Consider the following 22,406-nt stretch of genomic DNA (forward strand, 5'->3'; position numbering starts at 1 on the left):
GCCATACTTTTCCGAAGCCTGCTGCGTTCTGTGCGTTTTTTGCAGTTTACCCTATCGGATTACCGGGATAATTATTCCTGTTTACAGCAGCTAAAATTAAAATGTGATGATTGTCTTTTGAGGGTTATTCCAGAGCAAGACAACATCGTTTCTCCGGATGGGAGACGGAAAGATGTTGCAGTACGCCAAAACTCATTTCAGGATATAAGGACATCATGATCTTTAATAGTCTACTAAATTTGTAGACAAAAGTAAGATCATTTTTTTTCTGTCCAAATATTTTTCGGTTATTTTTTAAAAGTGATCCGAAATCCGGTTACCGGTACCTGCGCTACCGGCATTTTGGACGGCCGGGCGATCACCAGCGCATCGTGCCGCTGCCGCCAGTGTGTTTTTTCCGCTCCGCCAAGGAGGGCGACCGAATCGATGGCTTTTCCGGCTGAGTTCCGGCTGCTGCCCATAGCAGCAATGCGTATATCCGTTTCCGGTGCCCCGAGACAAAATGCGTAGCGTGTATCTCCTTTTGTGGTAAAGCGGATATCCCGGGCATCATACCTGACCTTGTTCTCGTTAAAGTTTCCGCTCTTTATGGCAGGAGCGCTGTCCGGCTGCTCGCCATATATCTTCCAGGGCCGCGAGCCATAGATGCCTTCCCCGTTTATGGCGATCCATTTGCCGATATCGTCCACGATCCGGAGCACATCCGGCTCGAGGTCGCCCTCAGGGGTCTGGACCACGTTGATCAGCAGGTTGCCGTTCTTGCTGACAATATCTACCAGCATCCGGATGATGTCCGTCGCCGTTTTGTAAGGCTGTCCGGTACGGTAATACCAGTCCCCGATAGAGGTATCCGTCTGCCAGGGGGAAGGATTGATGCCGTCCTTTACGCCGCGTTCCAGGTCTTCCACCCAATAGCCGTCCGAGGATTGTTTGCAGGTATACACGGCGTCGAGGGTGCCATTGTTTTTTGAGAGATCCCCGTTATAAAAATGCGCCAGCATATTCCGGCCATATTCTCCAAAAGGAAACCCACTGTCCGAATAGAGCAGATCAGGATGATAATTGTCGATAAGCTCCATGATGCAGAACAGCCATTCGCGTTGCCATTCCGCATTTTTGCTCAGCCAGTCATGATCGTCCGCAGCGGCTTTCCCGTGATAAAGATCCTGATACACCGGGTTGGCGCCGTCGTAAGATATACCCTTCATCGGCCCCTGCTTGTCCGCCCCGTGACTGGTCTGGAACCAGGTGAAGCTGGCGCCCAGGTGTTCGGATACGCCGAAACGCAGCCCTGCTTTACGGGCCGCTTTCTGCCAGGTGCCGACGACGTCGCGGCGCGGTCCGTAATTCACGGCATTCCACTTGTGGAGCCTGGAGTTCCAGAGAAAGAAATTGTCGTGATGGCTGCCCATGCTTACAAAGTATTTTGCCCCGGCCTTTTTATACAGCGCCATCAGCTGATCCGGTTCCCACCGTTGCGCTTTCCAAAGCGGGATAATGTCCTTATAGCCAAACTTGGAAGGATGACCGTAATGCTCGAGGTGGTGTTTATAATCATCGTCGCCTTCGATATACATTCTCCGGGCATACCAGTCTCCGTGGCGGGGAACGGCCTGGGGACCCCAATGCGACCAGATACCGAACTTGGCATCCCGGAACCAATCGGGATAGCGGTACCCGGACAGGGATTCCACCGTGGGCAGAAACGGTCCTGCGCCGGGATCGGGAAGAAGGGCAGGCGCCGATGTAAAGGATGGAATGCTTCCCCCGGCCATACGGCCCATGGCCATGCCCAGGGCGGTGAGGGCGCCTGTTTTAAAAAAATGTCGTCTGTTGTGTGTCATGCTGCGTAGATTTCGGATGGTTGAAGTTTGAAGTATTGTTCCGGCGGATCGTATGGATTCAGTCCATCTCCACGAGGGCCTTCACCGTCTGCTGCCCGGGGTCCAGCCAGCGGGGAAATTCATCCTTCACCCGGTTGAATTTCACCCGGTCGGTGACATAGCTGAGCGGACGGACCCGTCCCTGCTTCATGGCGAGGATGACCTGTTCGAAATCCTCACGCGTGGCGTTCCGGCTGCTCATAAGCGTGCCTTCGCGTTTGTGGAATTCGGGATGGCTGAAGCAGATATCCCCCTTTTGCAGACCCAGTAAAATATACCTTCCCCCGTGCGCCATGTACCGGAAGGCCGTATGGATAGCAGACAGGTTGCCGGTGGCATCGATCACCACGGCCGGCATGTCTCCTCCGGTGATCCGCCGGAGTTGCTCCGTTATGTCGGGTGAGCGGGCATCGATCACATGCGGAATATCAAGCTTTCCCCGGCAGAGCGAGAGGCGGAAGCTGTTTGTGTCCAGGGCGATGACCGTTGCCCCGGCGATACCCGCAAACGCCATAGCGCCGAGACCGATCGGTCCGGCCCCGACGACCAGCACAAACTCACCCTCCCGTACGGCGGCTCTCCGTATGGCATGTGCGCCGATGGCCTGGGGCTCCACCAGCGCCAGCTCTTCGGGGCTCATGCCGGCGCCGTGCACCAGCGCAGATGAGGGTACGGACAGGTATTCGGCCATACCCCCGTCGATATGCACCCCGCAGACCCGTATGGCAGTGCAGCAGTTGGGCTTGCCGGAGCGGCAGGCGATGCAGGTGCCGCAATTGAAATAAGGGATAAAGGTCACCGTTTCCCCTGCTTCAAAGCCGGGGGCGTTGTCACAGGCCACGAGGGTTCCCGAGAGCTCGTGACCCAGCACCCTCGGATATTCGAAATAAGGCTGGTTGCCCTGAAAGGCATGCAGGTCGGTTCCGCAGATGCCGATCCTGGCAATTTTTATAAGGGCATGGTCTTTTTGTAGGATGGGGTCTGCCCGTTGTTCATAGACAAACTCACCGGGCCTTTTACAGAGGAGTACTTTCATCCGTTTATCGATTGCTTAAGTACGGATAAAAATACATTAATTTCAGTAGCCCGGCGGCACAGCCCTGCTTTGTCTTCTCCGGAAGTCCTTTAGGGCAAGGTGCGTAACATTGCTTTTAATATTAGCTTTACGGGTATTAATCTATGGGTATATGCGCACCGTTCTGTTATTGTTCTGCTCCAATATTTTTATGACCATCGCCTGGTACGGGCATCTGAAATTTGCGAACATTCCGCTGTGGAAGGTCGTGCTGGTGAGCTGGGGAATTGCTTTTTTTGAGTATTGTTTCCAGGTGCCGGCGAACCGGATCGGGTTTGTGGAGGGATTCAACGGATACCAGCTGAAGATGATCCAGGAAGTGATCACGCTGACGGTATTCTGCCTGTTTGCCGTCTTTTACCTGAAAGAGCCCCTGAAATGGAATTACCTGGCCTCGTTCGGTTGTGTGCTGGCCGCCGTGTATTTTATGTTCCGGAATTGAATTCAAACTGATATTTATTCCGCCTGCAGATAGTTGCGTTTGTAGGTCATCGGCGTTACGCCCGTTACTTTTTTGAACTGCCGGTAAAAGTTGGGGATGTTATAAAAACCGCAGCGGTCGGATATCTGGGCAATAGAGTGTTTGTCTTCTATTAAAAAACGGCAGGCATGGTTGATCCGGATCTCCGTCAGGAAATCGTAATAGGTTTTCCGGGTCATCAGCTTGAAATACCGGCAAAAGGAAGTAACCGTCAGGTTGCTGATGGCCGCGATCTCATCCAGGGTGATTACCTTGTTGTAATGGGAGAGGGTGTAGTTGTAAACCGCGTTCAGCCGTTCCGTTTCCTGCTCCCCGGAAGGATAAAACGTATAGGCAGGAGATACGGTCTGGTAATCCCTGGTCTCCGATAATATTTTCAGAATAGAGATGAGGGCGACGATACGGTCCAGGTTTTCCGCCTTTGTGGCCAGCAACAACAGCTGGGACAGCCGTTCCCGTGTCTCATTGAGGATCAGCATACCCTTTTTCGCTTTTTCGTACAGCCGTGGCAGCAGGTGCGCCTCGGGCAGCTGCAGGAAATCGTCCCCCATACAGTTGGGCAGAAAATGCAGCACTACCGCTTCTACGTCGCGGCTGGAACCTTCCTGGAAATATTCTTCCTTACAATGCCAGGTATGGGGCAGGTTTTCTCCCAGCAGGATGATCTCTCCGGCGGAAAAGTTGCTGATCTTATCCCCGATGAAGCGAACGCCTTCGCCCTTGATGGTATAGTGCAGCTCAAGCTCGGGGTGATAGTGCCATATCCGCCCGAAATTGGGCACAATATCGTGCCGTATGCTGAAAGAAGCCTGTATCTGGGCCGGAACCTTATGGAAATGCGGTTTCATGGCAATGAAATGAGGCACGAGTTATTCCATACCTGCTAAAATAAGCGTAAAAATCCGCTTTTCAAATTTCCCGGTCTGTTAAATTATTATGATAAGATCGTATAATAATTGGAAAAGAACCGGAAAGAAAACAAGAGATAAAAGTGTAATATTTGACAGGTAAAAGTCTGAAGTAGGACCCCGATGGGGAATAAACGGGCAAGATTGATGCTATACAGGAACTTTTTAAAGATACCGGCCATACTGACCCTGTTTCTTATCACCGCCGTCGCCGTCGCGCAGGAAAGGCGGCCCCCGGGCTTTCAGCTGGTGGAGTACCGCAATCCGGATGCCGTGGCGGACCTCGGAGCTGGCCTCTGGGCTCAGCCCCTGCCGATGGATTATGACGGGGATGGTAAAACGGACCTGCTGGTATCCTGTTCGGGTGTGCCGTATAACGGGATCTATTTTTTTCGCAACAGCGCCGGCGGGAAGCTGCCGGTTTTTGAAAAACCCGTAAGGCTTTCCGACGGGATAAAAGATCTCCAGATCGCTTATGTGCACGGGCAGCCCGATCTGATGGTTCCTGGAGCATTGATCAGGAACTTTTCCGTCTCGTTCGGCCAGGAAAGAGAAACGCTCTTTTCCAGGGATACCCTGCTGAAGGCGATAAAGAAGATCCGGGCAGATCAGTGGAAAAGGGTGGACTATGACGGAGACGGCGACCTGGATATTGTTGCGGGATTGAGCGACTGGGGCGACTATGGCTGGGACAATGCCTTCGACGCCGATGGAAGATGGCGGAACGGCCCCTTGCATGGATATGTTTATCTCATCGGAAACGAGAAGGGCCGTTATGTCAACCGCGGAAAGCTGACCACCCGCGACGGCAGACCCGTCGATCAGTACGGTGCGCCTTCGCCCAACTTTGCGGACTTCGACGGAGACGGCGACCTGGACCTGATATGCGGCGAGTTCCTGGATAAGCTGACCTGGTTTGAAAATACCGGCACCCGTACGCAACCGGCATATGCTCCGGGCCGGCTGCTCGTCAGCGGCCGGGATACGCTGCGTATGCCGCTGGAGATGATCAATCCTGTAGCAATGGACTGGGACAAGGACGGCGATATCGACCTGATCATCGGGCAGGAGGACGGAAGAGTAGCCTTTCTTGAAAATACCGGACAGGTCAGGGATCATATGCCCGTATTCCGGGATCCCGTTTTCTTCCGGCAAAAGGCGGACAAGCTGAAGTTCGGTGTTTTATCCACTCCCTTCAGCGCCGACTGGGATGGCGACGGCCGGGAAGACATCATCTGCGGCAATTCGGCCGGGAACATCGCCTTTATCCGGAACCTCGGCGGCACGCCGCCGAAATGGGCGCCTCCGGTGCTGCTGCAGGCCGGGGGAACACCCATCCGTATCATGGCAGGACCCAGCGGCTCTATCCAGGGACCGGCGGAAGCCAAATGGGGCTATACCACCCTGACGGTGGCCGACTGGGACGGCGACGGGCGTAAGGACCTGATCGTAAATTCGATCTGGGGAAAAGTGACCTGGTACAAAAATACCGGCACGCCGCAGGCGCCGCAGCTCAGTCCTGCACGTCCGGTGAAAATCCAGGGACCGGCCCCGAAGCCGGCATGGAACTGGTGGAACCCGGAAAAGAACGAGCTGGTTACCCAGTGGAGGACCACTCCTTTTGCCACCGACTGGAACAAAGACGGCCGCATGGACCTGATCATGCTGGATCCGGAGGGATATCTTTGCTTTTTTGAACGTACGCCGCAAGGAGACGCTGTGAAGCCGGGGAAAAGGATATTTTATGGTAAGCCGCATGCCGGCTTTGATACCAATAATGCCGTGACCGACAGTCTGCCGGGCCCCTTGCGGCTGAACACGGGAAAGTACGGCGGCAGCGGCAGAAGAAAATTCTGCATCGTAGACTGGGACCATGACGGCAGGCCGGACCTGCTGGTCAACAGCCGCAATATTTCTTTTATGCGGAATACGGGCATAAAAGGAGATACAATGTTCTTCGAAGATAAGGGGCCGCTGACGGGGGACCGCCTGGCCGGGCATACCACCAGCCCGGCTATCGTGGACTGGAACAAGGACGGCGTCCCCGACCTGCTGGTGGGTGCGGAGGACGGACATTTCTATTACCTGCTCAATCCGCATAAGCCCTGAGCAGTATAGCTCTGCGACCGGGGTATATGGGTGAAAAAAGATGAAACATTATCCGATGAAACCAAAATCGTATTTAAACCTCAGTGGTATCCTGTTCGCGGCGCTGATCTTACAGGCCTGTCATTCCCGCCCGCATACCCGGTCAGACAAAACCGCGGCAGCACCGGTAACGCATACCGATACCCTGCCGCTGAAGGATTTTCTTTTCGGAGACGATCATCCCTTTCCACAATGTCATGCATCCACACTAATACGGCTGGGCGACGGAAGCTTTCTGGCCGCCTGGTTCGGGGGAACCCGGGAAAAGGACGATGATGTCGGTATCTGGATGACAAAGGGAAGGCCGGGTCACTGGCGTTCGCCTGCAGAAGTGGCCAAGATCAGGCAGGAGCCGCACTGGAACCCGGTTTTGTTCCGCGCTCCCGGCGGGAAAATTTATCTTTTTTTTAAAGTAGGCAAGGAGATCGCGCGCTGGGAGACCTGGGTAAAGACCTCGGCCGATGACGGGGAGACCTGGTCCGAAGCCCGGGAGCTGGTGCCGGGTGACCGCGGAGGGAGAGGGCCCGTGCGCAACAAGATACTTGTGCTTTCCGATAGCACCTGGCTGGCCGGCGCTTCCAACGAGAACGGTCCCTGGAATGCTTTTTTTGACCGGAGCAGGGATGAGGGAAAGACCTGGTCGGCAACCCCCTATCTGGATATAGACCGGGATAAGATCAAAGGGAAGGGTATTATCCAGCCCACGCTGTGGGAATCTTCGCCGGGGAATGTGCATGCGCTGCTGCGCAGCGCCTCGGGACGTATATGCCGGAGCGACTCAAAAGATTACGGGAGAACCTGGTCGCCCGTCTATGCCACGGACCTGCCCAATCCCAACAGCGCCATTGATGTGGCCCGGCTGCCGGACGGCACCCTGGTGCTTGCGCTTAATCCGACGGATAAGGAGCGGGGCGACCGCAGCACGCTATCGCTGGCGCTTTCTTTCGATAACGGCAGGACCTGGCCGAAAAAGCTGGATATAGAAAAGGGAAGTGAGGACGATGAATTTTCTTACCCGGCCGTCATCCATGCGGGCGATACGGTAATGGTCACCTATACCTGGAAGCGGAAAAAGATTGCCTTCTGGGAAGGCACAAAAGACTGGATCATCCGGCACGCCGGAAGCTTTAGATAGGAAACAGCGCTGTCACCGCCGGTGGGCAAAGACAGGCGGACGAGACGATCTTTTAAAGGACATATTGTTACATGAAGCACCTGCCGTTACTGGACCTCTTTATTATCCTGTTTTATCTCATCGCCATGGTGGCGGTGGGGGTTTATTTTTCCAGGAAGAATAAGAATGCCGAGCAGTTTACCCGCGCCTCGGGTAAGATACCCGGTTGGGCCATCGGGTTTTCCATCTATGCCACCTTTCTGAGCAGCAATACTTTTCTGGGCGTGCCGGGCAAGGCTTTCGGTTCCAACTGGAATGCTTTTGTCTTCAGCCTCTCCATGCCGCTTGCCGCCTGGGTGGCCTCGAAATACTTTGTGCCGTTTTACCGCAGCACCGGTGAGATATCCGCTTACACCCACCTGGAGCATCGCTTCGGGCCCTGGGCGCGTACCTATGCGGTGGTTTGCTTTCTGCTGACCCAGCTGGCGCGTATGGGATCGGTCTTCTTTGGCATCGCCCTCAGCCTGCAGGCCCTGACCGGTTACAGCATGTCTGTGATCATGGTCGTCACGGGGATCTGTATTATCGTGTATACGGTGCTGGGCGGCATAGAGGCCGTGATCTGGACCGAGGTGGTGCAGGCGGTGATCAAAACGCTCGGCGCCCTGCTGATCCTCTATCTTGTCATTGAGGATATGCCGGGCGGGATGTCCCGCATCCTGGAGATCGGCGGGCAGGATCATAAGTTCAGCCTGGGCAGCTTTGCGCCGGACTTTACTACCTCCACCTTCTGGGTCATCCTGCTGTATGGCTTTTTTATCAACCTGAATAATTTCGGGATGGACCAGAACTATGTGCAGCGTTATCATACGGCCGGCTCGCTCAGGGAAGCGGTCCGTTCGGTTTGGGTATGCGTAAAGCTCTACGTTCCCGCGTCACTGTTATTTTTTATCATCGGCACCTGTCTGTATGCCTATTACGATGTGCATCCGGAACTGACACAGGCGATCCGCCTGCAGGCGGCGGCGGAAAGACTTCCGCATGCCGCCACCCCGGAGCTTATCGCACGAACAGCCGCAGCACTGAAGCCCTCGGATTTTGGCGACAAGGTAATGCCGCATTTTATGGTCAACCGGCTGCCCACAGGACTGGTGGGGCTGGTGATCTCCGCCATCCTGTCGGCCGCCATGAGCACCATCAGCTCGGGGATGAACGCCTCGGCCACCGTCTTTACCGTGGATATCTATAAGCGGTATTTTAACAAAGGGCTGTCCGAAAAGCGTTTTCTCCCGGTGCTCTACAGCGCTACCCTGGTATTTGGCCTGGCCGGTATGGGTACGGGCATCGCCATGATCGGTATCAGCAGCGTGCTGGATGTCTGGTGGACCCTCTCGGGGATCTTTGCCGGCGGTATGCTGGGCCTGTTCCTGCTGGGCCTGATCAGCCGGCGCACCGGGAATATGGCGGCGCTCACCGCGACGATCATCGGGGTGGCGGTGATCGTATGGATGGCGCTGCCGGGTATTATCCCGGAAAGATATGCGTTTCTGCGCAGCCCCCTGGATACGAACATGGTGATCGTGATCGGCACGCTGACGATCTTCCTGGCCGGCATGCTGCTGACGGGGATCAGAAAAGATAAAACCGCAGCCCGTGAAAAATAGACCGGAAAAGAAGTTTATCCCCGTTATGCTTACCCCCTTTGACGAAGCGGGAAAGGTTGATTTTGGCGGATTGACCGCCCTCACGCAGCACTATCTCCGCGCGGGGGCCGGCGGCCTGTTCGCCAACTGCCAGTCCAGCGAGATGTTTGCGCTGGATCACGATGAAAAGCTGGCGGTTGTAAAACACGTGTTGTCGGCAACCGGCGGAGCAGTGCCGGTAGTGGCGGTGGGTAACTTCGGAGAAACGCCGGAGCGGCAGGCGGACTTTATGCATAAGATTTATGATACAGGGGTACAGGCCGTCATTATCGTGACCAGCCTGGTGGCGGGTAAAGAAGAACCCGACCGGCTGTTCGAGGAGCGGGTATTCCGCCTGTTTGAGCTGACCGGCAGCATGCCTCTGGGTTTCTACGAATGTCCCGAGCCTTACAAGCGGGTGCTGAAGCCTGCACAGCTCAGGCAGTTTGTGGATACCGGCCGCATCATCTATCACAAAGATACCTGTCTGGACCTGACACAGATCACCGCAAAGCTGGAAGCCACGGCCGGCCGGCCGGCCTTCGGCTTGTACGATGCTTATGCCGCACATGCCGTCGCCTCGTTGAAGGCAGGGTCCTCCGGTCTTTCCTGTATACAGGGCAATTTCTTTCCCGAGCTTATCGTCTGGTTGTGCGAACATTTTGATGAGGCCGCCTTTGCGGAAAAGGTGGATCAGGCACAGCGGTTTCTGTCCGATAACATGGAAGTGATGCATCATATTTATCCGCCTGTAGCCAAATATTACCTCCGGCAGCGCGGTCTGCCGATTACCACCTTTACCCGGACAGACACAGGGACGCTCACACCCGCCGTAAAACAGGATATAGATCACCTGTCCGCACAATATGCCCGCCTGTGCGAGAACATCGGACTAAGAGCGGTAATGCCGGTTTAATGCGCACCGCGGTCCGTGCGGTTTTTAGCTCCCTTTTGATTAGCTTTACAAGGAGAGATGAGCTGTAAGCAAAAAAACATCCTTCTTCTTTTCGGGCTGCTGTGTCTGGGCAATGCGCTGCCTGCCCGGCACCTTTCTTTTCCGGGTGTACCCCGTATCATCAATTATACCAACGAAACTTACGGGGGATATAACCAGAACTGGTCTGTTACCCAGGATGAGAACGGGGTCATGTATTTTGCCAATTCGAAAGGACTGCTGAGCTTTGACGGCAGCCGTTGGGAGCTGTACGAGCTGCCCGATAAGCAGATCGTACGTTCCGTATCGTCTGATGGAAAGGGAAGGATATATACCGGTGGTTTTGCCGAGCTGGGATACTGGCAGCGACAGCCCTGGGGAAAGCTGGTCTATCATTCGCTGGCTTCCCGCATCAAAGCCCCGCTTTTCCGGCAGGAAGAGATATGGAAGATACTGGCTTCCCGGCAGGAAATTTTTTTTCAGTCCTTTTCCACGCTTTATTTCTTAAGGGGCGGAAAGGTCAGTACGGTAAAGGGGCCGAATTCCCTGTTCTACCTTTTCCGGGTCCGGGGCCGTGATTTTGTCCAGGTGCTGCAATACGGCTTATACGAATTACAGGATGGTCATCTCGTAAAGATACCGGGCAGCGATTTTCTGGCCAAGGCAGAGGTGATCTCAATACTTCCCTATGGCAGGAGCAGCTTCCTTATCGGAACGGACAAGCAGGGGCTGTTTTTGTATGACGGCCATTCGTTCCGTCCTTTTGATTCCGAGCTGAGCGACTTTTTGCAGGCCAACGAGCTGAACAACGGCATACAGCTCGACGGCGATACCTACGCTTTTGGAACCATTCTGAACGGATTGGTGATCGCCGATGGAGAAGGGAATATCCTTTTTCATCTGAACCAGTCCAACGGACTGCAGAACAATACCGTGCTGGCCCTTTTCCGGGATCGTGCGGGTAATCTGTGGGCGGCCATGGACAAGGGTATCGACCAGGTAGTCCTGCATTCCCCGTTTCTGCATTACCGGGATACAAAAGGGCGGCTGGGTACCGTCTACGCAGCGGCGGTATTTCATGGCCGGCTTTATATCGGTACCAACCACGGGTTGTTTGTAAAAGACCTCGGTGACGGGCAAAACGATACAGACGGATTTTCGCTGATCCCGGAGCTAAAGGGGCAGGTCTGGAACCTGTCTGTCTTTGACGGGCAGCTGCTCTGTGGGCATAACCGGGGAACTTTTCGTATCGGGGACCATCGTATTGTCCGGCTATCTACCATCGGCGGCGGATGGGTGATCCGGCGGCTGAAGCAGGACAGCACTGCGCTGATACAAGGTACGTATAACGGACTGGTGATCTATCGTAAGGACGCCTCGGGTAACTGGGCTTTCGCCAACCAGGTAAAAGGGTCGCAGCAGCTGCCGGTCCAGCAGCTGGAGGAGGATGAGAGCGGCCGGATATGGATCAGGCATGTCTACAAGAGCATTTACGACCTCCGCCTCTCGCCGGATCTTGGCCGGGTCACCAGCATCCGGGAGATGGACCGCAGCAGCGGTCTTCCCGCCGGGGTCAGGTATAACCTGTTTTGGCATGACGGCGCCGTTGCCGTGGCTTCTCCCGCCGGTATCTTCAAATGGGTGGAAAGCCGCCGGCATTTTGTGGCGGATACCGCGCTGAAATCTTCCCTTGGCAGCTATTTTTATTCCCGGCGCATCATCCCCGCAGGCCCGTCGTGCTGGTGGCTGATAAAAGATGATAACCGGCTGGGATATCTGGAAAATCCGTCATCTCCGGATATTTATACTTTTTATACCAGGGGCTTCCCGCTGGTCAGCGGATTTGAAGCCATCGTGCCGGTTGGCGACGGGAGCTATCTGCTCGGCAATGAAGACGGCTTTGGTCTTTTTGATAAAAAGCGGCTTCACCGGCAACCGGAAGCTCCTGCGCCCGCTATCCGTGAGATCAGCTGCAGCGCCGGTGGAAGAACCCTGCCGCTGGATAGCCTGCTGCCGGCTCCGGGCAGCTATCCCCGTCTTGCGTACCGGTACAACAGCCTGTCTTTCCGGGTTGCGGTACCGGTATACGACCGCGTACCCCATTTCAGGTTTATGCTGCAACGCAGCGGGGAAGACGGGGTATGGTCCTCGTGGTCCGGATCCGGTACCCGGGAATACGGCAACCTCTCTCCGGGCAGCTATGTATTTTGGGTCATGAGCGATGTTTCGGACGAGCGTGTCAGCTTTTCCTTTGAGATATTGCCGCCCTGGTACCGGAGCGTCTGGGCGAAGACCGGTTATCTGTTGCTGCTCGCCGGTATTGTCCTGCTGTTTTACCGGCTGCATCGCCTGAAGCTGCGGCGGCAGCATGCCCGTTTGCAACGCCGTATGGAAAAACGGTTAAGGGCCGGGCAGGAGCAGAGCGAGCGAAAGTTGCTGCTTTTCCAGCAGCAGCAACTGGAGCAGGATGTCCTCCGCAAAAGCGAAGCCCTGGCGAACTCCACGCTGAACCTGATCAAAGAGAAAGAACTTTTTCAGAAGATCCGGAAGGAGTTGAAAAATATCCGCGAGGAAGCGGGGAAGGATTTCCCCGTTCAGCATTATCAGCGGCTGATGCGGACACTGGACAAGCATATGGACAGCAGGGACGAGTGGAAGCTGTTTGAAGAGGGTTTTAACACGGTACATGAAACCTTTTTTAAGAAGCTGCTGGAACGTTATCCCGGCCTCTCGCCGCAGGACCTTAAGCTGGCCGCCTACCTCAAGATGAACCTTTCCTCCAAGGAGATCGCTCCGCTGCTGAACATCTCGGTAAGAGGAGTGGAGATAAAACGGTACCGTCTGCGCAAGCGTCTGGATCTTCCCCAGGATCAGAATCTGACCGAGTTCATGATGAATATCTGATCCGGGTTCATCTCATTGCATTACTTTTTCATGATCATTTCATTGAGGGCTGGTAATTAATGGACAATGGATATGTAAAAACATCAATGATGTAGAATTGATGAGGTGTTTTTTATAAAAAGCCATCATCTGATGTACCGGAGATGGGGACGGAAATTGCGGTAGGAGGATGAGAGGGGGTACATTTAGGGCACACGTTTTGGTTCAGCTCGACAGACCTCTTCACGCCCTAAAGCAATAAGGATGATCCTCAGAAAATGTTTACTCATCATTGCGCTCCTTTGTGGTTTTTACCGCTATGCTCATGCCCAGCAGGCTTTGAAAGGGACTGTGCAGGACAGCACGGGCGCTCCGCTGGCCGGGGTGACTGTTCATGTCAAGGGCGCCACCACCGGTACCGGTACGGATGCCGGAGGTAATTTCTCCCTGAGCGTTCCGGCAGATGCGGTGCTGGTATTTTCCTATATCGGCTATCAGACCAAGGAGGTGCCGGTCGGCGGTCAGACCACCCTGAAAGTGACCCTTTCCTCATCCACCGCCCAACTTCAGCAGCTGGTGGTGATCGGATACGGCACAGCCAAAAAAGTAGATCTTACCGGATCCATCACCACCGTCAAGGGAGAGGACCTCGCCAGGATGCCGGCTACCAACCCGGTCTCTTCCCTGCAAGGTAAGGTGGCGGGACTGACCATCGTCAACAGCGGCCGCGCAGGGACTTCCCCGACCGTGCGTATCCGCGGCGTGAACAGTACCAACAACTCCAACCCGCTCTACGTGGTGGATGGAGTCTTCCAGTCCAATATCGATTACCTGAACCCCGCGGACATCGAGAGCATCGAAGTACTGCGCGATCCCTCTTCCATCGCCATTTTTGGTCTCCAGGGCGGCAGCGGGGTGATCATCGTCACCACCAAGCGGGCGGCCAAGGGAGAAACGCGCATTAATTTTCAGAGTAATGTAGGGGTGCAACATGTGACCCGCAAGATCGATGTGGCGGATGCCGCAGGATTCAAACGGCTCTACAATGCACAGCGGGAAAACCTTGGAGATGATCCTTTCGATTTTTCGAACTATACCGCGAATACGGATTGGCAGGATCTGATCCTCCGTGATGCGGTAATCAACACCAATACGCTCAGCATATCCAACAGCGGGGATAAAACCACCACCTATGTCAGCCTGGGGTTCAATAACCAGGACGGGGTGCTCAAATACGATAACTATAAGAAATACATTGCCCGTATCAATGAAGAGATAACGATCAACGAACATATTAAGGTGGGCGCAGACCTCACCGGCTTTTACTGGTCCCAGCAAACCCCGGGCGCCGATCTGAACAATGCGCTTTGGGCGGCGCCGGTTGTTCCGGTTAAAGCGGCCGATCACCTGTACTACAGCATGCCGTCCTTCCAGCGCGCGCAGGTCGGTAACCCCGTCGCCAGGCTGGATCAGAACACCGGAAATGCCATCAACAACGGATACCGGGCCATCGGGAACCTGTATGCCGAGATAAAGTTCCTGCAGCATTTTACCTTCAAGTCCGCCTTTTATGCGGACCTCGGATTTGATAACAACCGCAGCTATACTCCGCTGCCTTTCCGGTATATCAACATCGCCGAAGGAGACGCGGCCACGGACACTACTTTTGATGAAACCGCCAGAACCAGCGTGGCCCAGACACAGACCCAGAACCGGAAATTCCAGCAGGATCATACCCTTACCTTTGACGAGACGTTTGCAGATAAGCACCATCTCACCGTGCTGGCCGGCTTCACTACCCTGTACAGCAGCAGTATGAACCTCACCGGAAACCGCAAGGACACTGTGCTGAACATTCCGGATAACCCGATCTACTGGTACCTGGACATCAGTAACCAGAGAAACCCCGGTACTTACGGCGGCGGAGGAGGCGAGGAAGCCTATATGTCGTTCCTGGGCCGGGTGGGATATACCTACCGGGAAAAATACCTGCTGAATGCCACTTTCAGGAGAGATGGGGTCTCCAAGTTCTCACCGGCGCAGCGCTGGGGTAATTTCGGGAGCCTGGGCGTCGGCTGGGTGGCCAGCGAAGAGCCTTTTTTTAAGGATCATATAAAAGGGATCGACTTTTTAAAATTCCGGGGCGCCTGGGGACAGGTCGGCAATGCGCTGGGCACCGATAATTACCTGTACCTGCCGGTATTGAATATCGCTGACGTAGGCGTGTTCGGCGACAACGTTTACCCCTCCGTTTCACCCAAGTATATCCCTGATCCCCGCCTGCACTGGGAGGTAGTCAACGGTATCGATCTCGGCCTGGAGCTGCGGGCGCTGGACAACCGGCTGAGCGCCGATATCAATTTCTATAACAGGACCACCAAGGATATCCTGACCTACGTCACCCTGCCGGGCACCGCCGGCAACTACAGCTATTATACCAATCTCGGCGATATCAGCAACAAGGGCGTGGAAGTAAGTCTGGGATGGAGCGACCGTATCGGAAAGGATTTCACCTACAGCATCTCTCCCAATTTCAGTTATAATGAGAACAAGGTGAAATCGATCGGGAACGAGATCGACTTTGAGCTGTTGGGCAACGGCGGAGTGAACAGGACCGCCACCGGATCGTCCATCGGCTATTTCTACGGATACAAGCAAACCGGTATTTATCAGTCGGAGGAAGACCTCGACAGGATGCCTCACCTGAGCAATTCCCGTCCGGGTGATATCGCCTATGCCAACCTGGACGGCGATACGGCTATAACGCCGGGAGACCGCACCTATCTGGGCACACCGTTTCCCAAGCTGAATTTCGGGATCAACCTCTCCTTCGGCTATCGCAGCTTTGATCTGCTTATCGAAGGGCAGGGGGTAGCCGGGAACAAGATCTATACCCAACGCCGGAATGTCAATTTTGCCGTGGTGAATTATGAAACCAACCGGCTGAAGGCATGGACGGGGCCGGGCACCTCAGATGTAGAGCCGATACTGGACAATACCCGGTCCAACAATCTGCTGTTCAGCAGCTATTTCCTGGAACCGGGCGATTATTTCAGATTACGCACCCTGCAGATCGGGTATACCTTCCGGCCCCAGATGAAATGGAAGACAGGTATCCGGCAATTGCGGGTATATCTAAGCGGTCAGAATATAAAGACCTGGACCAAAGCTACCGGCTATACGCCCGAGGCCCCGCTGGATAATCCTATCGCCAGCGGTGCAGACAACGGCGTTTATCCGGTGCCTGCCGTCTATTCCATGGGTGTGAACGTTACCTTTTAACCGATCCTCAAATCATCCGAACCATGAAAATATCTGGCAACATACAGAAGAACTATCCGGCGGTCTTTATGCTGATAGCGGTCGTTACAGCGTTAGCAGCCTGCAAGAAAGGGTTCCTGGACAGGGACCCTCAGGGCCGTTATACCTCGGATACCTATCCCTATCCCCAGGGCAGCAGTCCGTTCGACCAATATGTCTTCGCGGCTTACGGCGCGCTGAGGAGCTATAACGTATCGGCTACTCCTTTTATCGCGGCCGTCAGTATCCGCAGCGACGATGCCGACAAGGGCAGCACGCCCGGCGACGGAGGCGCCGACGCGCAGGATATGGATAACTTCCCGGTTTCGCCCAGCAACGGCATGGCCAACGGATTATGGACCGGATATTTCGATCTGATCAACAAATGCAATATCGTGATGGACCAGGTCGCCAACAACGAAGAAATAACGGCCTCCGATGAAATAAAGCGGCAATCCCTTGCAGAGGCCCGATTCATCCGGGCATACGGCTATTTTATGCTGGTCCGTTTATTCGGACGGGTACCGCTTATCGATACGGTCACCGGCACCAGTGCGAACATCCCGCAGAGCGCCCCCGGGGTTATCTATCCTTTTATAGAGAAAGACCTGCAGTATGCCGCCGCTAATCTCCCCCTGAGCTGGGATGCAAGATTTGTGGGAAGAGCTACACAGGGAGCGGCCAATGGATTGTTGGCAAAGGTCTATCTTACGGAAAAAAAATGGGGAATGGCTATGGATGCCGCTGATCTGGTGATCCAGTCCGGGCAGTATGACCTGTCCACACCCTATGACCGGATATTCGGGGAAGATGGAGAAAATACACGGGAGTCGGTTTTTGAAATACAGGCTACTGCGGATGCCACCACGCCCACGGACTACGGCATACAATATGCCAGCGTGCAGGGTGTCCGGGGTACCGGTTCATGGGATCTCGGCTGGGGCTGGAATACGCCGAGCACGCGACTGTTATATGCTTATGAGGACGGCGACCCGCGGGAAGCCCGTACCGTATTGTTCACCAGCACTCCCGGTCATCCGGGTCTGACCATTTACGGCGAGGTAACGCCGTTAGGACTGCCCAACCCGCGCTATAACAATAAAGTATATACGAATCCCGCTATGCGCAATGAGGTAGGTAACCGGGGCGGCTATTGGATGAATGTAAGGGTACTGCGATATGCCGATGTGCTGCTGATGTATGCCGAAGCCGCCAATGAAGCCGGAAATACGGCCGCAGCGCTGGAAAAGCTGGAGATGGTTCGCGCACGCGCCAGGGGAGATGATGCCAATATTCTTCCGGAGATCACGACCACTGATCAGCATCAGCTGCGCCAGATCATACGGCACGAAAGAAGGGTGGAGCTGGCGATGGAGCATGAACGCTTCTTCGACCTGGTGCGCTGGGGTGTGGCTGCAGATACGCTTCATGCAGCGGGGAAAAACAACTTCAGCGGCAGCAGGGATAACCTGCTGCCTGTCCCGCAGGCGCAGATCGACCTGAGCAAAGGTGAGCTGACGCAGAATCCGGAGACCCGAACCTCCTGAAGGGGGAATAGAGGTGAAAGGCGAAAGGTAAAGGGCAAAAGGTAAAAGGTAAAAGGTGAAAGGTAAAAGGTGAAAGGTGAAAGGTGAAAGGTAAAAGGTGAAAGGTGAAAGGTAAAAGGTGAAGGGTGAAAGGTAAAAGATTAGAGGTGAAAGGTAAAAGGTGAAGGGTAAAAGGTGAAGGGTGAAAGGTAAAAGGTAAAAGGCGTTCCGGTAATTTTTCAGGAAATGGTTTTGAAATCTTTTAAACGGATCATGGCGGTAAAAAAAACAGCGTTAGGGTTGGTCTGCATGGCCGCAGCTATCTGGATTTCCGCTTGCCGGCCCTCTTCGCCGTCTGCACAGCAAAACGACGACAGCAACGGCAGGGGCGGACTCTCCGATAAAGCATTGCTCGATACGGTACAGCGCAGCACGATTGGTTATTTCTGGGATTTTGCCCATCCCGTTTCCGGCATGACGCCCGAGCGAACCGCCACCCCGGACACCGTTACCACGGGGGGTACTGGCTTTGGAATCAGCTGTCTTGTCGTGGGCGTACAGCGGGGATGGCTGAACCGCGACTCGGTAATACAGCGGCTCCTGAAAATGACGGCTTTCCTGGACAGCGTGCCCCGTTTTCACGGAGCCTGGGCGCACTGGATGAACGGCGCCACCGGCGCCGCCTGCCACTTCAGCCCGAAAGACGACGGGGGCGATCTGGTGGAAACCTCTTTTCTCATCAACGGACTGCTGGTGGCGCAGCAGTATTTTAACGGCGGTAATGCTCCGGAGACGCTTTTGCGGAAGCGGATACAGCACCTCTGGGAAACCGTGGAGTGGGACTGGTACACGCGCAACCACAGCGGAAAGCTTTACTGGCACTGGTCGCCTCGTTACGGCTGGGCAATGAATATGCCCATACAGGGCTTTAACGAGTGCCTCATCACCTATATCCTCGCCTTGTCCTCGCCTACCCATCCTATTCCCCCGGAGGTCTACCGGAACACCTGGACGGGCGGCCCGCATTTCCGGAACGGAAATAACTATATCGGCTACACGCTTAAGATCGGGTTTCCTTACGGCGGTCCGCTCTTTTTCAGCCATTATTCCTTTCTGGGACTGGATCCGCGGCAGATGCAGGATCAATATGTGAACTACTGGCAGCACAATGTACGTCACACGCTGATCAACCGGGCATACTGCATAGTGCAGGCTCCGGCCGGCTACCGGTATTCGGAGCAGGTCTGGGGGCTCACCGCCAGCGACCAGCCGCAGGGTTATTCCGCCCATGCGCCGGACAATGACAACGGCACCATCACGCCTACCGCCGCCCTGTCGGCTTTTCCCTATACTCCCTATTATTCCATGCAGGCCTTGCGGTATTTTTATAACGGGCTTGGCGATCGCCTTTGGGGCGCTTACGGATTTTACGATGCCTTTAACCTGAAAGACAGCTGGTTTTCCGATCAGTATCTGGCCATTGATGAGGGAACGATACCCGTCATGATCGAGAATTACCGCAGCGGACTGATCTGGAGGCTTTTTATGCAGCGGCCGGACATCCGGCAGGGTTTGCAGAGAGCCGGTATCGGTAGTCCGTCGTATCCCACAGGGTTTTATCTGGCTGTGCCCGAACGGCAGTGCGGCTGCCTGGAGCTGATGCGGCATCCTGACCTGGGCCGTTACCGGCTTGCCTATTATGTCCGGGAAGGAGATACCCCCGTTTCCCTGTATCTGCGGGGAAAGACGGGCAGCAACCGGATCACCCTTGCTGAAGGGAAGACGGGCAGCGGCGCCCGGGAGATCGTGTTCGGCGACAGCCTTACCCCCGGCATCTATACCGCGCTGCTGGAGTCGGCCGGCCGGGTCCGGGACTCGCTGAGGTTGGTTTTGCATTGACCCCGTTTAGAGGTAAAAGGTAAAAGGTGAAGGGTGAAAGGCATTTTAAGTCTAACGTTTGAGGTTCCTTTTCAGACAGATGAACGTTGGACGAGTAAAGTCTAAAGTCCATGGTTTCATTCCAGGCAGATGAACGTTAGACGTTAAATGCGTAGCACTGGCAACGGAGTTGATTTCTTTTTAAATAGTGTTGCCGAACTGCGTTTTACTGAGGCCTATGAAAAAACATTGTGCACGAAGTAAACTTTAGACGTTATGCTATTGAACTTCAAACCGGAAACATGCTAATACGAATTGTATTCCTGTTGACGCTGGCGGCCTGCCTGCCGCAAGCACCGGCTGCTGCGCAGGAAAAGCAGCCGGGGGATGACCGTCAGATGGCGTTTTTTATAGACAGCCTGATGAGCAGGATGACCCTGGATGAAAAGATCGGGCAGCTGAATCTCCTCACCAGCGATATGGACGTTACCGGTCCGTCTATGCGGAAGAACTATGCGGAAGATATCCGGAAGGGTCGGGTGGGGGCTATCTTCAACGCCTATACGCCGGAATATGTAAAGCAACTGCAGGATATGGCGGTGAAGCAGACCCGTCTGCATATACCGCTGTTGTTCGGCTACGATGTTATCCACGGTCATAAAACCATTTTTCCTGTTCCCCTGGGCATGGCGGCCAGCTGGGACACCGCGGCGGTTGAGAAGGCGGCCCGGATTGCCGCGGAGGAAGCTTCGGCCGACGGCATCAACTGGGTGTACTCACCGATGGTAGATATTGCCCGTGACCCGCGCTGGGGCCGCGTTATGGAAGGCGCAGGCGAGGATCCCCGGCTGGGTAGCCTGATGGCCCGCGCCTATGTAAAAGGTTACCAGGGCAATGACCTTTCGGCATCCCATACCGTGCTGGCCTGTGTAAAACATTTTGCTTTGTACGGAGCTGCCGAGGGCGGGCGCGACTACAATACGGTAGACATGAGCCGGCGGCGGATGTTTGAAACCTATCTGCCTCCTTATAAGGCGGCCCTCGATGCCGGCGCCGGTTCGGTGATGACCTCCTTTAACGAGGTGAACGGCATTCCGGCTACGGGCAACCGCTGGTTGTTGAAGGACCTGCTGCGTCGGCAATGGGGTTTCTCCGGGTTGGTGGTGACCGACTATACGGCCATACCCGAAATGATCAGTCATGGTGTCGGCCGTAACACGTCGGAGGTGGGGACGCAGGCTTTACAGGCCGGGGTGGATATGGATATGCAGGGAGAGGTGTATGTCACGCAGCTGAAATCATTGCTGCAGGAGGGAAAGATAAGCCGGCAGGATATCGATACGGCGGTACGGCATGTGCTGGAGGCCAAGTACAGGCTGGGGCTGTTCAGCGATCCTTATCGTTATGTCCATGAAAACCCGGATAAGGTGATCATGAGCCCGGACAAGCTGGCCTTTGCGCGGGAGATGGCCCGGAAGTCCATGGTACTGCTAAAAAATGCCGGACAGCTGCTCCCCCTGAAGAAATCCGGGTCTATTGCGCTGATCGGTCCGTTGGCCGATGACCGGCGCGATCTGATCGGCGCCTGGAGCGCGGCGGGCGACTGGCACAGGGCAGTGAGCCTGTTGAGCGGGGTAAAGGCGGCCGTAGAAGGCCGGGCAAAGGTATACTATGCAAAGGGGGCCAACCTCGTGGATGATACCGCGCTTTTACGAAAGCTGAATGCTGCCGGAGCAGATATTACCGTGGATGCCAAAAGTCCGGAACAGCTGATCCGCGAGGCCGTCGCAACGGCCGAGAGGGCCGATGTGGTGGTGATGGCGTTGGGTGAATCCGCAGCGATGACCGGAGAAGCGGCCAGCCGCAGCGACATCGGTCTTACTCCGAACCAGCAGGAGTTGCTAAGCGCCGTATATGCTACGGGGAAGCCGGTTGTGCTGGTGCTGATGAACGGAAGGCCGCTTACGCTCCCCTGGGAAGATGCCCATATCCCCGCCATCCTCGAAAGCTGGTTCGGCGGCACCGAGGCGGGCGCCGCCATCGCGGACGTCCTTTTCGGAGCCTATAACCCTTCCGGAAAGCTCACCATATCTTTCCCCGTAAGCGTGGGACAGATACCCGTTTATTACAGCCATAAAAGCACCGGCAGGCCTGCGGATCCGGGGAATAAATATACTTCCAAATACCTGGACATCCCCAACGAACCGCTTTACCCCTTCGGGTATGGACTGAGCTATACGCATTTTAGCTATGGCGATATTGTTTTAAGCACCCGTAAGCTGCGCCGGGGAGAAATTCTGCGTATGGCTGTAACCGTTACCAACGACGGCCATTATGACGGTACCGAAACCGCCCAGCTTTATCTCCGGGACAGGGTGGCCAGCGTTACCCGGCCGGTAAAGGAGCTAAAAGATTACCGGCAGGTATTTTTAAAGCAGGGTGAAAGCAAAAGGCTGACCTTCACCCTTACTCCGGAGGACCTGAAATTTTACAACCGGGACATGCAATGGGTTACGGAGCCCGGGGATTTTGAAATATTCATCGGCGGCAACTCCAGGGACCTGCAGCGGGCAGCCTTTACGCTGACGGAATAA

At 55.0% G+C, this 22,406-nt stretch carries 13 protein-coding genes; 10 read left to right on the forward strand and 3 right to left on the reverse strand.

Annotated elements, in window-relative coordinates; genetic code table 11:
* Window positions 1-287: 287 nt before the first annotated feature.
* Both ABD851_RS05135 and ABD851_RS05140 read right to left on the reverse strand, forming a co-directional pair.
* The gene (locus tag ABD851_RS05135; RefSeq protein WP_344976474.1) at window positions 288-1,844 is read right to left on the reverse strand and encodes an alpha-L-fucosidase; all 1,557 of its coding nucleotides are present in this window, start codon (window positions 1,842-1,844) and stop codon (window positions 288-290) included.
* Window positions 1,845-1,902: 58 nt separating this feature from the next.
* Complete coding sequence (locus tag ABD851_RS05140) at window positions 1,903-2,919, reverse strand: zinc-binding alcohol dehydrogenase family protein (protein ID WP_344976477.1); 1,017 nt, start codon at window positions 2,917-2,919, stop codon at window positions 1,903-1,905.
* Window positions 2,920-3,070: 151 nt separating this feature from the next.
* Here ABD851_RS05140 and ABD851_RS05145 point away from each other — a divergent pair, with 151 nt between their 5' ends.
* Entirely contained in the window at window positions 3,071-3,400 is a 330-nt protein-coding gene (locus tag ABD851_RS05145; protein WP_344976481.1) for a DMT family protein, read from the forward strand.
* A gap of 14 nt (window positions 3,401-3,414) precedes the next feature.
* Here the strand turns inward: ABD851_RS05145 and ABD851_RS05150 are convergent, their stop codons facing one another.
* The gene (locus tag ABD851_RS05150) at window positions 3,415-4,287 is read right to left on the reverse strand and encodes an AraC family transcriptional regulator (protein ID WP_344976484.1); all 873 of its coding nucleotides are present in this window, start codon (window positions 4,285-4,287) and stop codon (window positions 3,415-3,417) included.
* 207 nt (window positions 4,288-4,494) lie between these two features.
* Here ABD851_RS05150 and ABD851_RS05155 point away from each other — a divergent pair, with 207 nt between their 5' ends.
* The 9 genes from ABD851_RS05155 to bglX all read left to right on the forward strand — a co-directional run bounded on the left by ABD851_RS05155 (window position 4,495) and on the right by bglX (window position 22,406).
* Window positions 4,495-6,456, forward strand: coding sequence for an FG-GAP repeat domain-containing protein (locus tag ABD851_RS05155; protein WP_344976487.1), 1,962 nt, complete (start codon window positions 4,495-4,497; stop codon window positions 6,454-6,456).
* A 55-nt stretch (window positions 6,457-6,511) separates the two neighbouring features.
* The gene (locus ABD851_RS05160) at window positions 6,512-7,630 is read left to right on the forward strand and encodes a sialidase family protein (protein ID WP_344976490.1); all 1,119 of its coding nucleotides are present in this window, start codon (window positions 6,512-6,514) and stop codon (window positions 7,628-7,630) included.
* Between the two features lie 71 nt (window positions 7,631-7,701).
* Window positions 7,702-9,273, forward strand: a complete 1,572-nt coding sequence (locus ABD851_RS05165; protein WP_344976492.1) for a sodium:solute symporter family protein — start codon at window positions 7,702-7,704, stop codon at window positions 9,271-9,273.
* On the forward strand, window positions 9,263-10,207 hold the full coding sequence (locus tag ABD851_RS05170; protein WP_344976495.1) for a dihydrodipicolinate synthase family protein: 945 nt from the start codon (window positions 9,263-9,265) through the stop codon (window positions 10,205-10,207). The genes ABD851_RS05165 and ABD851_RS05170 overlap by 11 nt, the downstream gene beginning before the upstream one ends.
* 57 nt (window positions 10,208-10,264) lie before the next feature.
* Entirely contained in the window at window positions 10,265-13,129 is a 2,865-nt protein-coding gene (locus tag ABD851_RS05175; protein WP_344976498.1) for a helix-turn-helix and ligand-binding sensor domain-containing protein, read from the forward strand.
* Between the two features lie 243 nt (window positions 13,130-13,372).
* On the forward strand, window positions 13,373-16,390 hold the full coding sequence (locus tag ABD851_RS05180) for a SusC/RagA family TonB-linked outer membrane protein (RefSeq protein ID WP_344976502.1): 3,018 nt from the start codon (window positions 13,373-13,375) through the stop codon (window positions 16,388-16,390).
* 23 nt (window positions 16,391-16,413) lie between these two features.
* Window positions 16,414-17,955 carry a RagB/SusD family nutrient uptake outer membrane protein gene (locus ABD851_RS05185; protein ID WP_344976505.1) on the forward strand — a complete coding sequence of 514 codons (1,542 nt, stop codon included), beginning with the start codon at window positions 16,414-16,416 and terminating at the stop codon, window positions 17,953-17,955.
* 252 nt (window positions 17,956-18,207) lie between these two features.
* Window positions 18,208-19,833, forward strand: coding sequence for a glucoamylase family protein (locus ABD851_RS05190; RefSeq protein ID WP_344976508.1), 1,626 nt, complete (start codon window positions 18,208-18,210; stop codon window positions 19,831-19,833).
* Between the two features lie 281 nt (window positions 19,834-20,114).
* Entirely contained in the window at window positions 20,115-22,406 is a 2,292-nt protein-coding gene (bglX, locus tag ABD851_RS05195) for a beta-glucosidase BglX (protein WP_344976511.1), read from the forward strand.

Source organism: Compostibacter hankyongensis (assembly GCF_039541075.1).
Lineage (GTDB): Bacteria > Bacteroidota > Bacteroidia > Chitinophagales > Chitinophagaceae > Compostibacter > Compostibacter hankyongensis.

Coding starts and splice junctions, on each gene's coding strand:
- ABD851_RS05135 (WP_344976474.1), bottom strand. CDS start 1,844: ATGACACACAACAGACGACATTTTTTTAAAACAGGCGCCCTCACCGCC.
- ABD851_RS05140 (WP_344976477.1), bottom strand. CDS start 2,919: ATGAAAGTACTCCTCTGTAAAAGGCCCGGTGAGTTTGTCTATGAACAA.
- ABD851_RS05145 (WP_344976481.1), top strand. CDS start 3,071: ATGCGCACCGTTCTGTTATTGTTCTGCTCCAATATTTTTATGACCATC.
- ABD851_RS05150 (WP_344976484.1), bottom strand. CDS start 4,287: ATGAAACCGCATTTCCATAAGGTTCCGGCCCAGATACAGGCTTCTTTC.
- ABD851_RS05155 (WP_344976487.1), top strand. CDS start 4,495: ATGCTATACAGGAACTTTTTAAAGATACCGGCCATACTGACCCTGTTT.
- ABD851_RS05160 (WP_344976490.1), top strand. CDS start 6,512: ATGAAACCAAAATCGTATTTAAACCTCAGTGGTATCCTGTTCGCGGCG.
- ABD851_RS05165 (WP_344976492.1), top strand. CDS start 7,702: ATGAAGCACCTGCCGTTACTGGACCTCTTTATTATCCTGTTTTATCTC.
- ABD851_RS05175 (WP_344976498.1), top strand. CDS start 10,265: ATGAGCTGTAAGCAAAAAAACATCCTTCTTCTTTTCGGGCTGCTGTGT.
- ABD851_RS05180 (WP_344976502.1), top strand. CDS start 13,373: ATGATCCTCAGAAAATGTTTACTCATCATTGCGCTCCTTTGTGGTTTT.
- ABD851_RS05185 (WP_344976505.1), top strand. CDS start 16,414: ATGAAAATATCTGGCAACATACAGAAGAACTATCCGGCGGTCTTTATG.
- ABD851_RS05190 (WP_344976508.1), top strand. CDS start 18,208: ATGGCGGTAAAAAAAACAGCGTTAGGGTTGGTCTGCATGGCCGCAGCT.
- bglX (WP_344976511.1), top strand. CDS start 20,115: ATGCTAATACGAATTGTATTCCTGTTGACGCTGGCGGCCTGCCTGCCG.